This is a genomic window from Oceanicaulis sp. LC35 (genome assembly GCF_052055585.1).
In the GTDB taxonomy this organism is placed as follows: Bacteria; Pseudomonadota; Alphaproteobacteria; order Caulobacterales; family Maricaulaceae; genus Oceanicaulis.
In genome coordinates this window covers 598496-611866 of sequence record NZ_CP170485.1, presented here as the reverse complement: position 1 = coordinate 611866, position 13371 = coordinate 598496, and the positions used below count along the sequence as shown (strand labels likewise).

Here is a 13371-nt window from a genome sequence, read left to right as displayed (position 1 = left end):
TGTCACTTATCAAAATAGATAAGTGTTGGAGACTTGTCACTGCCCCGCGCGCGTGTGCCGCACCTTGGGCGCGAGACCGTGGGGCGTCGCCATAAAAAAATGGCGGGGCCCGAGAGCCCCGCCATCCTTCGTCGAGTACGATCAGGACCTAGTGGAAGGTCCGGCTGACCGCGAAGCGCACGCCGTGCGCTTCAAACTCGTCCGCGCCAACGCCATCCAGGAAGGCTTTGACTGAAACCCGGAAGCCGTTTTCGGACGCCCAGTCGACGCCGCCTTCGAAGCGGACCCGGAAGTCCTCGTCAAAGACGCCAACCACCGTGTCGCCGAAATTGTAGATGCCTTCTGCTTCGATGAAGGCGGTCCACACATCCCCGTCCAGTTGCTGGTGACGGGTTTGCAGCATCGGCGCAAAGCTCAGCTCGTTCAGGCTCAGCTCGCTTTCCGGGATCAGAACGCCCAGAGAGTCCGTGTAGGCCTTCTGGGTTTCGTTGAAGCTGCGATACTCCACAGTCGGACGCAGGCTCAGCGAACCGCCAAGTTCATAGTCGCCCGTCAGGCTGCCCGAGAACAGCACGCGGCTGGTGTCGAACTCGTCCACGAACGTGCCCAGCGGGTTGATCTCGTTGTCCGCTTCACCCCAGGCGATCCGGACATCGGCGTACAGATTGTCCGCAAGGCGCGCGGTGGCGTAGGGGCCGACCATGAAGCCGTCGCCCTTGCCATCGCCCACAGTGCTGGCGCTGGAGCTGTCGAACGTGTCGATCTGCGCCAGCACGCCGACCAGAAGACGGTCGGTGACCATGTAGTCCGCACCCAGATAGAGCAGCGAGAAGTCGCCGCTCTTACCGGCGCTGTCGAACTCGGCCAGGGTCAGCTCGCCCCACAGGTCAAAGCTGCCTTTGCCAGTGGACGCAGACTCGCCCAGCAGGCTGCTCAGGCTCATCGCCAGAGAGGAGGCGGCATCGGTCATGGACAGGCTGACGGGCGCACGTTGGCCGTCCATCAGCTGCAGGCCTGCGACCTGAACGCCGCTCTGACGCACCTGCGCGCCATTCACACGCTCCAGACGACGCGCGGCGGAGGGGCCATTGCTCAGCAGAAGCGCGCCACGCTGGGCCTGCATCTGTTGAATGGCTTCCTGGGCGGCGCCCCGGCTATTCACCACGGTGAAGGTACAGGTCACATCCTCGCCCGGGGCCAGGTTGATCACCGCTTCGCCAGAGCTGACGGAGCCTTCGGAGTCCGCATCGGTGCAGGCCAGAGCCGTCAGCGCATAACCGCTGTCGCGCGGGTCCTGCAGGGTCACCGAATAGCGGCCTGCACCCACGGCGTCAGCGACCAGCATGGCCTGACCGCCGGACGTGCCGACCGAACCGGACAGGGCCGACAGGCTGGACACATAGGTGAAGCTGGAATCCCCGCCCATGGACTGGGTGAGAATGGTGATCGAGCCCACCGGGCGCACCGAAACGGTCACCTGCGACGCAACGCTGTCCACGCTGCCGTCACTGACGACCAGCTCGAAGACCAGCTGGGTGTTGGCGTCCACATCCGGAGCGGTGAAGCTCGGAGAGGCCGTGTTGGCGTCAGACAGGGTCACGGTCGGGCCCGAAACCTGCGTCCAGCGATAGCTCAGCGCATCCCCGTCCGGGTCCGTGGAGGCCGAACCGTTCAGGGTGACAACCTCACCGCCGTCAATGCCTGAGATATTGGCGCCGGCATTGGCGATCGGCGCGCGGTTGTCCTGGAAAGTGTAGGTCAGGGCGAGCGGCGCACTGTCAAAGACGCCATCGCTCACGACCAGTACCAGCTCGACCACATCGTCCACGCCATCAGAGTTGGAGCCGTGATAGGTCAGCATCGGCTGGGCGATGGTCGCGTCATTCAGGCTGGCATTGCCGCTGATGATGGACCAGGCATAGCTGAGTGCATCGCCATCAGCGTCAGAGCTGGCGGTGGCGTCAAGCTGAACCGTGTCGCCATTGTCCAGACCGTGCAGGACACGGTCCCCGCCGGCTTGCGGCACAGGACGGCTATTGGTGCTGACATCCAGCGTCAGGGTCGCCTCGGCAGAGGACAGCTCGCCATCAGACACAACCAGGCCAAACACGATGTCGGACAGCACGGGCGTCACCTGGGGCGAGGACGCCGAAGCCGTCCCCATTGCCGCAGATGAAGCCGGCGTCGCAGTCGCTTCTGGCAGAAGGAAATAGGCGATCGGCTTGTCACCGTCGAACAGCTGCACCGGCGTGCCCGAGATCTGACGCCAGACATAGCTCAGGGTGCGGCCTTCAGGGTCGGTGGAGCTACGGCCATCAAGATAGACCGGTGCGCCCGGCTCGACCACGACATCGCCAGACGAGGAATCGCCAGTGGCATTGCCGTTCTGCGAACCGAAGTCCGGCTGCGCCACAGGAGGCTGGTTCTCGACGTCCACAGTCATGGTGATCGTGCGGGTGATGGAGTTCACGCCATCAGAGATGACCACATCAAAGGTGAAGCTGCCGCCGCCTGCAGGCGCAGGGAAGGTCGGGTTGGCCGCGCTGGAATCGCTCAGGGTCACGTCAGGACCGCCCGTCTGCGTCCAGGTGTAGGTCAGGGGCTGACCATCGGCGTCGTTCACGGCGCCCGCGCTCAGGGTCAGGACCGTACCCAGTTGCAGCACGCCAGCGGGGCTCTGATCGGTCGGGCCGCTCGCCGTCGGAGGCGTGTTCACCACCCAGTTCACCGAGACCTGACCGGAATCCGAGCCGCCATTACCGTCGCTCACCGTCGCATCATAGACCGCAACACCCGCGCTCGCAGGCTGATAGAAGGTCTGACGCAAACGAGTGGAGCTGACGCTGGGGCTGTCAGACGTGGAGGCGGGCCCGCTCTGACGCTGGAAACTTGCGGTCAGCGTATCGCCATCGGCGTCCGAATACCGCGCGGTCAGAACCACGGACACGCGGTTCGCCGAGCTGGCGTTCGGGTCGAAATACGCCGTGGGTTCAGACGCGGTCACGCTGGAGATCACCGGCGCCTGGTTCACCGGCGCCGAATTGGTGACCGTATAGGTCTCGTTGGCGCTCCCGGGCGTGGTGTTGGTCAGCGCATTCCCCGCGAGGTCCGCAATATTCTGCCCGCCAGCAAAGCCCAGACTCACCGTGCCATTGGGCAGGTTCACCAGCGCGCCGCCAGAGGCCTCGATCAGATACTCCGAAGCCGAGACCTGGCTGTAGGAGATCATCGCCACCGTGGTTCCGTTCACGACAAAGTCATTGGCGTCCACATTGGCGACGTCTTCAGAGAAGGTCACGCGCCACTCCAGGGAGTCTGAACTGGTGGTCGCGGTCGCCGGATTGTTGCGGAATACGTTCTTGACGAGGGGTGCGGTCGTGTCGGCCGCGTTGGTGACGTTATAGGTCTCGTTCGAGCCGGTCGGGGTGGTGTTTGTCAGCGCATTGGCCGAGAGGTCCTCGATATCCTGACCGCCGGCAAAGCCCAGCCCCACCGTGCCGCTGGGCAGGTTGGTCAACGTGCCGCCGCTGACAGTGATGTCATATACGGAGGAGGATATGACCTGAAAAGTTTTCGAGGTGACGGTGGCGCCGGTCACCGCGAAATCCGCACCGCTGAGATTGCGCACCGCTTCGGAGAAGGTGACCCGCCAGGTCAGGGAGTCCGCATCCGTGTTTTCCACCTGACGCCGGACAATGCTGGTCACGGTCGGCGCCGTGGTGTCCATGGCATTGGCGAGGACTCGGCAACGCCCGCCTGCCGCGTACATGGCGGCCTGGTCAAGCTCTACGCCGGCGACCACCGTGCCGCCCGCAGGCCCTGCAACGCTGGCCGCGCCCGTATCCACAATGCCGAAATACAGCGGGGCCGGACCGCTGAAGAGCGTTATCGCAATGGTCTCCGCCGGCAATTGCTGGGTGAAGTTATCCTGGACACTCAGGTTTGATCCCCAGACCTGGTTGAGGCCTGAGGCGTTGTAGATCGCAAAATCGAAGGTATCGAGATTGCCCGTGTCCTGATTGCGACCAAACACCTCGAAGCTGTTGGCGGCGGCCGTGACATGGCAGTAGCCGGACACATCCTGATAGGTCAGCGATGAGGGTTTGCTGGTCACATCCACCGCCGAGGCGCTGGCGCCCAGAAGCACGGACAAGGCCGCGCCCGTCAGTCCCGCCAGGCGACTGAGCCCCGGCTCTTTTAAGCGGGCCCCATACCCGCTCAGGTTAGTTCGTCTTTGCATGGTTACGTCCCAGGTGTTGAGGACCCGGCCTCGCGATGAGACCCCGGTCCGAGTGTGGGCCGCTTCTAAATCCTTGATTTCGAGGGGAAGACCCCACAAACGTGGGGGAGGCGCGCTGTCGCAAGCGGGCTATACGCGCAAAGTTTCTTATCCTGCAGGCCTTTTCATGCGCCTTTACGGCTCGATCTTCCCCCTGCTCGTCGTCCTGGTTCTGGGAACCCTGATCGGCATTGCGAGCGCCGTGTTGTTCCTGACAGGACTTCAGGGCGCTCCGATCCGTCTGGAGCGGGGTCAGGGCGGTTCTGACACGGCGCCCCTGACCGGCATGGAGCGGCTGGAGCAATTCCAGTGCGCGCGCGGGGAAACAAAAGAGATCGTCCTGCGCGGTGTGGAGGACGAGTTTTCCAGAAGCGGCGACGAGACCATTGCACGCGGCGCGCTCTACCTGTTCCTGGCCGAACGGTTCTCACACGGTTCGGTGGGCGTTGAGCGCGTCTATGACGATGACCGTCTCGATCAGGTGCTGGTGGACCATCTTGAGCTGTCCCCGCGCACCGTTGACGGCCTGATCGCCATGCGCATTCGCGAATGGGCTCAACCGCGCAATGACACGATCACCATCGGCGACCTGATCAACAAATCCTCGGACGGGCACGCCCATATCGAGACCTTCATCCGGGTAGAATCCGGCGAGCCCTCGCCCTGGACCGCCGATGGAGAGCTGTTCTACGCCCGCCTTGAAGACCTGACCTTCCCGGTCGGTCTCAACCCCGACAAATCACCCCTGCCCCGTCAGTACGCCAACCTGCTGGAGTGGGTCAGAGGCGGGGAGTCCGCGGTCTCGGTCGAGTATGCGATCAGCGAGGACACCATGGTGGACTTCGTGGGGGTCGCGGCCTGCCTGGAGCCGCCCGCCCATCAGGGAACGAGTTTCATCGTCATGGCGAATCCGCTGGATGACAGCATTCTGGAGCTCTCCTGCACCGATCAGAACGAGCGCGGTCATTGTGACCCTTATGTGGGGGATACCGCCTGCAGCGTGGCGCTGCCCCTGGCCTGCCTTCACCCCCAGGGTCTGCCGGTTCCTGAGGAGGCGCTCGACTTCATCGACGAGATGGCCTGGACCGGCGCGGAAATCGGTTTCACGCCTCCCATTGCTGGAGAGGCGATCTCGACTCAGAGCGAGGGCCATGCCCTGTGCGCCGCCCGGTTCGGGCCCGAGTGGAGAATGATGAACATCCATGATGGCCTGATGGTGCAATCGGTCATCGGACGAGGCGCTCTCCCCGGGACGCCTCAGGCCTGGATTGACTCTCCCAATCAACTTTATGGAAATTGCTGGGATCAGGACGGGGCGGGACAAGACCAATGACGATGACACAGGCCAGCATCGCCATTGGCGTGCTCGAAGACGATGATGTCATGCGAGACTATCTGCGGCACACCATTTCCAACGAGGACGGCTTCGAGCTGGCCTTCGCCGCGGCGACCCTTGCGGAAGCCCGAGCGGCGCTCGAGACCGGCCCCGCCCCCGACATCTGTCTGGTGGACCTGCAACTGCCGGACGGCTCGGGCACCGAGTTCGTCGAACAGCTCTCTCAGAACGGGCATAGCAAGGCGCTGATCCTGACCGTTCTGGGGGATCGGCTGAGCGTGATGAAGAGCATTGAATCAGGGGCGGACGGATATCTGCTCAAGGATTCCCAGCCCGAACTGATCGTTCAGCACATTCGCGACACCATCAAGGGCGCGAGCCCGATGAGCGCGCAGGCCGCCAGCCATTTGTTGTCACTGGTGCGCGAACAGAAGGACGCCAAGGCGCCGCTGGAAAAATCCGTCCTCACCGAGCGGGAGACGGAAATCCTCGCCCTCTTCGCCAAGGGCATGTCCTATGACGAGGCGGCGCAGCTCATGGGCATCTCGCCCCACACGGTCCGCGACCACGTCAAATCGATCTATCGCAAGATGGATGTGCGCTCGAAATCGGAAGCCGTGTTCGAGGCGGTTCACATGGGCTGGATCAATATCTGATCCTGAGAGCGCATGAGCGGCGCGGTGATCGTCACACAGGTGCCGCCTTCCTCCGAACACGGCTCGATCGCCAGCTCGGCGCCCAGCAGTTCAGCCCGGCGATACATGTTGCGGATACCCTTGCCCCTCGGCGCTCCGGCCTGATCGCGGCTGATCCCCACCCCGTCATCACGAATGCTCAGCACAAGCTGGTCAGGCGCAGGCTGCTCGATCCGGACCATCAGATGGCTCGCCCGGGCGTGACGGATGGCGTTGGCGAGGCACTCCTGGATCATCCGGTACAGGTGCAGCGTTGCGCCTGTGCCGCGCAAATGCCCCCGCAGCTCATCCGGCTGGCGCCAGTCAAAGCCGATCCCCGCCGCCTTCATCTGCGGTTCCGCGCGCACCCGGAAGGTCGTCAGCGCAGCCCCCAGATCGTCGCCCACATGGTCGATGGAATCCACCACCAGCCGCAAGTCATTGAGCGAGGCCTGGATCTCTTCTGAGATATTGCGATTGTCCATGACGCCGCTGCGGATGCGCAGCAGCAGCGACAGCAATTGCCCGCCAATGCCGTCATGGATGTCGCGGGTGAAACGCTGGCGCTCTTCCAGAATGGCCCGGTTGCGCATTTCATACGCGACCTGACGGCTCTTCTCGTCCAGCTCCAGGGCCTGTTCATGCACTTTCCGGGTCAGGGCCTGCATGCGCGAGCTGCGCTTGGCGATCAGGCGGAACAGGTCCGCCGCAGGCTCGATGACGACCAGAGACCCGACGCTCAGAAGTCCCAACGTCAGCATCAGGGTCGGCGACAGAACGCCCAACGGAACAAAGCCGCCGACGACCAGAAGTACGTTGGCGCCAATCGCCAGCGTGAACAGCACGCGGTCCGGATTGAAGGCCCGCCAGTCGCCCGCAAAGGCGCGCGTCCGATTGGCCTGCGCCATCAAACCAAGGGCGATCAGCACGGGCGTGACATAGCCGATCATCGCCACCCATCCGGGGCTGAAGACCAGCCCGCCCACCAGGGCAGTGAAGACCTGAACCAGATAGACGATCGCCACCCCGCCCCAGATCACATGGGAGGGCTTCTTGCCCCCATAGGCGAGAATGACCGACAGGCTCAGCCCCACGCCAAGTCCGGCCAGCACCAGAGCCAGCCGCGGCATCCAGTACAGCCAGGACACCCAGCGCTGCAGACGTTGCGACATCTGCTCGTACGCGCCGATACGCCAGACGCGCAAGCCGGTCCGCAGGGGTTCATGATCGGTCACCAGCTCGATCCGGTTCGCGCCGGGCACCAGCACGCTCGAGGGCGCCTCGGTCAACCGCCATTGCGCGCCCAGCCCCGGAACATTGAGGCCCTGGGGCACGCTCCGGCTCATCAGCGCGCCATTGACCAGCGTGAATGTCATGCCGCCGCTATCCCCAATGAACACGCCCACCCGCCCCTCGGGAAAGTCTTCGCGCTCGAGCGGCCAGTAATAGCGATAGCGCCCCGCCGGGAGCAGCCCGGCGCGCTGGCCCAGCGTCGGCGCGTCTTCAAGACCGGCGACACGCCGGTTCATATAGGAAGAGCGCTCGACCACCACGCGCACATCGTCCCGAGGCGCAGAGACGCCGCCCACCGTGCAGACCTGCACCCAGAGCGCGCTGGCGAGGATCACGAGGATCGCTGTGATCTTGAAGACATTCGTCCGGCTCACCGGTCCTCACCCCTGCCCCTGGCGTCATCGGATGGAAAACATCTGATACCGGCGTCAAGGTCAATGCGGATAAGCGTTCCCCGCCCCCCAATTCATGGGGGTCGCAGTCAGACGCAAAGAGCTGCGCGCGTGCAGGGCGGTGTTTCAATCTCAAAGGAAAGGGGTGGTGGTGGCGGGGGGGAGACTTGAACTCCCGACCTCACGATTATGAGTCGTGCGCTCTAACCAGCTGAGCTACCCAGCCAAACCATCTGTCCGCAGCAGGGTGGGCTGCGAACCGGAGGGAGGCGTATAACCGCGCGCGGGCCGCCTTGCAAGGGGCCCGCGCTGATGCGGCGACACCAAAGTCAGTTAGGCCGCACGCACCGAGGCGAGGAACTCGCTGACCGCCTTGCGCAGACCCGAGGATTCGGTGTTCAGCGCGTGGCTGGCCGAGTTGACCTGGGCGGCGCACTGGCCGGTCTCGGCGGCGGCGGCGTCCACATGGCCGATGGATTCAGCCACTTCGCGGGTGCCAGACGCCGCTTCATGGGCTGCGCGGGTGATTTCAGACGCAGCGGCGCGTTGCTCTTCCATGGCCGCAGCAATTGCGGCGGAGATGTTGTTCATCTCCGAGATGACCTCGCCGATATTCTCGATGGCGGACACGGTCTTGCCCGTTGCGCCCTGAATGCCGGAAATCTGGTCGGAGATGGACTTGGTAGCGTTCGCGGTCTGCTCGGCCAGGGTCTTCACTTCGCTGGCGACCACCGCAAAGCCCTTGCCGGCTTCACCGGCGCGCGCAGCTTCAATGGTGGCGTTCAGCGCCAGAAGGTTGGTCTGCTCGGCGATGCCCTCGATCAGGTTCACGATATCGCCAATCCGGGCGGCGGCTTCATCAAGCTGGGCCACATCGGTGTTGGTCGCCTGAACGCGGTTGGCGGCGTCCTGGGCAATCTCGGTGGAGCGGGAAATCTGCTGGGCGATCTCGGCGATCGACCCGGTCATCTCCTCGGCGGCGGCGGCCACCGTGTCCACGTTCTCGGCGGCGCGACCGCCCGAGGCGTTCACGCGCGCCGTGGTCTCACCAGCGCTGCGTGAAGAGTGATCCAGAGCCGTTGCGGCGCTTTCCATTTCCTCGGCGGCGTTACCCACAGCATCAAGCGCGCGGCGGGACACATCGTCGAACTGGGCGACCAGCTCTTCGATCCGTTTGGCGCGCGCTTCGCGGGCCAGTCGCTCGGCTTCGCTTTCCTGCTCCAGACGCTGACGCTCGATGGCGTTCTGACGGAAGACGGCGACGGCCTTGGCCATCTCGCCGATCTCGTCCTTGTCCTCGTCGTGGATCTCGTTGCCCAGATTGCCCTTGGCCAGCTCTTTCATGGCGCGCGCGATCCGGGTCAGGCGGGTCAGCAGGTTGCGGGAGACGTAGAAGTAACCCACAGCACCACCCACAGCGACCGACAGGACCGCGAACACCCACATCAGGGCGGAGCCAAAGGCCATGGCGTTCAGACCGCCCTGGCTGGCCTGCGCCTGGTCAGCAAGCGCGGCTTCACGGGTCTGGGTGACGATTTCGGCGAGCGCTGCATCCATGATGCGCGCGTCTTCAACGAGCATTTCGGTCTCGTCGATCATCTCAAGTTCGGTCAAGCGCAGGTTGAACATGCCCTGATCGCCTTCGGCATAGGCCAGAAGCGTATCGATGGCGCCGCGCAGCTCATCGGTCGCCACATCGCCCAGAATGGCCATGTTGATGCTCAGATCATCGGCGGCGTAGTAGTATTCGTCCTGAATTTCAGAGACTTCGCCCGGGCTGTCAGCGGTGCTCAGCTCGGCGAAGCGGGCCGCCACAAGGTTCACGGCCATGGAAGAGCGCAGAAGGGTTTCGATCACGCCTTCATCGCTGGTTTCATCCAGCGCCGCTTCCAGCATCTCGGAGACGGCGGCGCGCTGGCGCAGCACTTCACGCATGGCGCGCTCGCGGGAGGAGATGGCTTCGAGTTTGGCGCTGACCGGGCCGGAGGCGTCGGACACAGCCGAGCCCACCCCGTTAAGCGCTTCGCTGAGTGCATCGGCGTTGGCCGCGCTCAGACCCGCCTGACGCAGGGAGTCGATCGCGGCGCTGGCTTCGCCCATCAGCGTATCCAGACGAGACGCGGAAACCTGTTGGTCAATAGTATCGCGCGAACGCGAAAAGGCCGCCAGCTCGCCCGTCAGAGCGCCGGAGGCGGCTTCAAGACGTTGGGCTGCGGCGGCGCGGGGGGCTGATTCCTCTACGATCACATCCAGCGCATTCTTCGAACTGGAGAACGCAAACAATCCTGCGGCGCTGGTCGCCAGAGTAATCACGATCACGGCGGCGAATGCAGCCAGCAGGCGCGACTGCACAGAGTGGAACGAGATCGCCATCGGTTAGCCCCAATTAAGGTTAATACTTCAAAACACAAAAACGGCGCAGCCATTATCTGACTGCGCCGTCTTGATAAAAGGTTTATCCGCCGAAGTTAAAATCGAAGCGGCGCTCAACGCCCTGGGCGCCTGCGCCAGAGGCGTAACGCCAGTCTTCCAGAGCGCGAAGCACAGAGCGCTCGAACACGCCGGCCGGAGTGGCCTCGACAACTTCAACGTCAGCCACTGCGCCGTCGGCGGTCACATTGTAACGCACGACCACATGGCCTTCGATTTCACGACGCTCGGCCGCACGCGGAAATTCCGGAGCGGAAGCCTCGACCAGTTCCGGCTCTTGCGCCAGCGCCGGAACGGCGCCGAAAGCGGAGATCAGAGACACGGCAGCGAAAACACCAGCAAACTTTTTCATAGTCACACCCAAACCTTGCAAGGGGGTCCTCTTCTGAGGCCCACAATCTTCCCAAAACGTCGACGCCTGAACGTGTGTCCGCTCTTAGAACGTCCGACTGGTGAGGTTTATGACAGAAAGGGCTGAATCTTCGTTTAAGGTGTATGCCTAACGCGAGGTAAATATACGCTAGTGCGTGTTTGCGTCCGCGCAGGGCCCCGTCTCGATCTCCACCGTGACATGGGTGAGCTTGTAGCGCTCCGCCAGGCGGGACTTGATCGCCAGGATGATCGCAGGCGCGTCCGCATCCGCAGCAATACGCGCGTGGAGCGTGGCCATGGGCCGGTCCGGGGTCAACGACCAGACATGGACATGATGGATATCGCGCACGCCTTCAATGGCGGCCGTGAGGTCCGCGCGCAACACGCTTGGGTCGATATGGTCCGGCGCCGCTTCCAGCAGCACGCGCCCCGCATCGCGTACCAGCCGCCAGGCCGATATCCCGATCAGAGCCGCAATCAGAAGTGACAGAAGCGGATCAATGGGCGTCCAGCCGGTCCACCAGATCACGGCCGCCGCAATAATGGCCGCCACAGAGCCCAGAAGATCGCCCATCACATGGGCGAGCGCGCCGCGGATGTTGAGATTGTCCTTGTCCGCGCCATGCAGAACGCCAAAGGCGGCGATATTCACAAGCAGCCCCAGAACGGCGATGACCGCCATGCCTGTGGCCTCGATCTCATTGGGGTTGAACAGGCGCATCACCGCTTCGCAGGCGATCCAGACCACAAGGATGGACAGCGTCACCCCGTTGGCGAAGGCGGCGAGAATCTGCAGCCGGTCATAGCCGTAAGACCGCTTGTCGGTCGCCGGTCGGCGTGACAGGCGAAACGCCCCCCAGGCTAAAATCAGCGCTGCGAAGTCCGTCAGCATGTGCGCGGCGTCCGCCAGCAGCGCCAGCGAGCCGGTGAGCAGGCCGCCAATCACCTCGGCCAGCATGAACCCGCCGGTCAGGGCCGCTGCGATCAGGGTGCGCGTCTCGTTCCGGCTGTCCACCGGATGGGCATGCGAATGACCATGGCCGTGATCATGATGGTGGTCATGACCATGATGGGGATCGTGAGAGTCGTGAGCGTGTTCGTCAGTCATCGCCCTCCCCTACCCGCTTTAACGAGCGGGGAAAAGCGATGACATAACGTTGCCTAGACCGAAATGTGGATCGGATGCCCCAGCGCGGTCAGCACGCCTTCAGCAAACCCTTCGGTCAGGGTCGGGTGCACATGGATGGTGCCCGCCACATCTTCCAGCGTCGCGCCCATCTCCAGCGCCAGGGCGAACTCGCCCGACAACTCAGAAACGTGTTTGCCCACGGCGTGAATGCCGAGGATCACATGATCGCTCTCGCGAGCGGTGACGCGCACAAAGCCGCCGTCGGCGCCGCCTTCCATGGTCAGCGCCCGGCCGGACGCCGCCAGCGGGAATTTGCCGGTGATCACGGTCTCGCCCTTGGCTTTGGCTTCGTCCGGCGTCAAGCCGACACCGACAAGCTCGGGCTCGGTAAAGCACACCGCGGCGACAGAAACCGGGTCATAAGCGCGCTTGTGGCCGGCGATGATCTCGGCGACCAGCTCGCCTTGCTTGGTGGCCTTGTGCGCCAGAAGCGGCTCGCCGACGAGGTCGCCAATGGCGTAGACGCCGCGCATGGCGGTGCGGCACTGATGGTCGATCTTCACGAACGGGCCATCCATGTCGAGGCCCATATTCTCAAGCCCCCAGCCTTCGGTGACCGGCTTGCGACCCACCGCGACCAGGATCTTGTCCGCTTCGATGCGCTGGATCTCGCCCTTGGCGTCCTCGAACTCGAGATAGGTCTTGCCGCTCTCCTCGACCGCGCCCTTGGCCTTGCAGCCGGTGTGCAGAGCGACCTTGTTCTTCTTCAGCCACATCTGGACCGGGCGGATCAGCTCCTTGTCATAGCTCGGCAGGATGGAATCGAGCGCTTCCACGACCGCAACCTCGGACCCCATCTTGCGGAAAGCGATGCCGAGCTCGAGGCCGATATAGCCCCCGCCCACGACCACCAGCTTTTCCGGACGCTCGGTCAGCTCCAGCGCCTGGGTGGAGCCGATGACATGGCCGCCGAATTTCATGAAGGGCAGCTCGGTCTCTTTTGAACCCGTGGCGAGGATGACGTTTTCCGCCGTGATCTCGACGGTCTCGCCGTCTTCCATCTCGACCACACAGGTCTTGGCGTTCTTGAAGGTCGCCCAGCCCGCAATCGCTTCGACCTTCGCCGCTTTGAGAAGCTGGCCGACGCCCTTGGTGAGCTTGGAGACGATGCCGTCCTTCCACCCGGTCACGCCCGCCATGTCGAGCGTGGGGTTGGAGACCTTGAGGCCCATCTCGTCTTTCTCGGCGTGATGGACCATCTCCTCATACTTGGAGCCAGCGTGGATGAAGGCCTTGGACGGGATGCAACCCCGGTTCAGGCAGGTGCCGCCCAGCCCGTGCTTGTCCACGATGATGGTGTCCAGACCCAGCTGGCCCGCACGAATGGCGGCCGGATAGCCGCCCGGGCCGCCGCCGACGACGAGAACCTGACACGTTTTAGACTGGGCCATGAGCAAAACTCCTGC

Annotated in this window: 8 protein-coding genes and 1 tRNA gene; 2 read left to right on the top strand and 7 right to left on the bottom strand. The window is 63.7% G+C overall.

Annotation, left to right across the window (positions count from 1 at the left end; genetic code table 11):
• Positions 1–148: 148 nt before the first annotated feature.
• Complete coding sequence (locus ACFELO_RS02930) at positions 149–4240, bottom strand: PKD domain-containing protein (RefSeq protein WP_440959077.1); 4092 nt, start codon at positions 4238–4240, stop codon at positions 149–151.
• Positions 4241–4406: 166 nt separating this feature from the next.
• Here ACFELO_RS02930 and ACFELO_RS02925 point away from each other — a divergent pair, with 166 nt between their 5' ends.
• Together ACFELO_RS02925 and ACFELO_RS02920 are read left to right on the top strand one after the other, a co-directional pair.
• Positions 4407–5612: a hypothetical protein gene (locus ACFELO_RS02925; protein ID WP_440959076.1), complete on the top strand. Its 1206-nt coding sequence runs from the start codon at positions 4407–4409 to the stop codon at positions 5610–5612.
• Positions 5609–6271, top strand: a complete 663-nt coding sequence (locus tag ACFELO_RS02920) for a response regulator (protein ID WP_440959075.1) — start codon at positions 5609–5611, stop codon at positions 6269–6271. The genes ACFELO_RS02925 and ACFELO_RS02920 overlap by 4 nt, the downstream gene beginning before the upstream one ends.
• On the opposite strand, the gene ACFELO_RS02915 is transcribed toward ACFELO_RS02920, so the two are convergent.
• The 6 genes from ACFELO_RS02915 to lpdA form a co-directional block, all read right to left on the bottom strand.
• On the bottom strand, positions 6247–7956 hold the full coding sequence (locus ACFELO_RS02915; RefSeq protein ID WP_440959074.1) for a sensor histidine kinase: 1710 nt from the start codon (positions 7954–7956) through the stop codon (positions 6247–6249). The two genes, ACFELO_RS02920 and ACFELO_RS02915, sit on opposite strands and share 25 nt — an antisense overlap.
• Positions 7957–8123: 167 nt before the next feature.
• A tRNA-Met gene (locus tag ACFELO_RS02910) sits at positions 8124–8200 on the bottom strand.
• A 107-nt stretch (positions 8201–8307) separates the two neighbouring features.
• Positions 8308–10347 carry a methyl-accepting chemotaxis protein gene (locus tag ACFELO_RS02905; protein WP_440959073.1) on the bottom strand — a complete coding sequence of 680 codons (2040 nt, stop codon included), beginning with the start codon at positions 10345–10347 and terminating at the stop codon, positions 8308–8310.
• A gap of 82 nt (positions 10348–10429) precedes the next feature.
• Entirely contained in the window at positions 10430–10756 is a 327-nt protein-coding gene (locus tag ACFELO_RS02900; RefSeq protein WP_440959072.1) for a TonB family protein, read from the bottom strand.
• A 168-nt stretch (positions 10757–10924) separates the two neighbouring features.
• On the bottom strand, positions 10925–11884 hold the full coding sequence (locus tag ACFELO_RS02895) for a cation diffusion facilitator family transporter (protein ID WP_440959071.1): 960 nt from the start codon (positions 11882–11884) through the stop codon (positions 10925–10927).
• Positions 11885–11937: 53 nt separating this feature from the next.
• On the bottom strand, positions 11938–13356 hold the full coding sequence (gene lpdA, locus ACFELO_RS02890; RefSeq protein WP_440959070.1) for a dihydrolipoyl dehydrogenase: 1419 nt from the start codon (positions 13354–13356) through the stop codon (positions 11938–11940).
• Positions 13357–13371 lie beyond the last annotated feature (15 nt).

Bases quoted from the DNA above. Each gene is read 5' to 3' on its own strand.
- ACFELO_RS02930 (WP_440959077.1), bottom strand. From the start codon at position 4,240: ATGCAAAGACGAACTAACCTGAGCGGGTATGGGGCCCGCTTAAAAGAG.
- ACFELO_RS02925 (WP_440959076.1), top strand. From the start codon at position 4,407: ATGCGCCTTTACGGCTCGATCTTCCCCCTGCTCGTCGTCCTGGTTCTG.
- ACFELO_RS02920 (WP_440959075.1), top strand. From the start codon at position 5,609: ATGACGATGACACAGGCCAGCATCGCCATTGGCGTGCTCGAAGACGAT.
- ACFELO_RS02905 (WP_440959073.1), bottom strand. From the start codon at position 10,347: ATGGCGATCTCGTTCCACTCTGTGCAGTCGCGCCTGCTGGCTGCATTC.
- ACFELO_RS02900 (WP_440959072.1), bottom strand. From the start codon at position 10,756: ATGAAAAAGTTTGCTGGTGTTTTCGCTGCCGTGTCTCTGATCTCCGCT.
- ACFELO_RS02895 (WP_440959071.1), bottom strand. From the start codon at position 11,884: ATGACTGACGAACACGCTCACGACTCTCACGATCCCCATCATGGTCAT.
- lpdA (WP_440959070.1), bottom strand. From the start codon at position 13,356: ATGGCCCAGTCTAAAACGTGTCAGGTTCTCGTCGTCGGCGGCGGCCCG.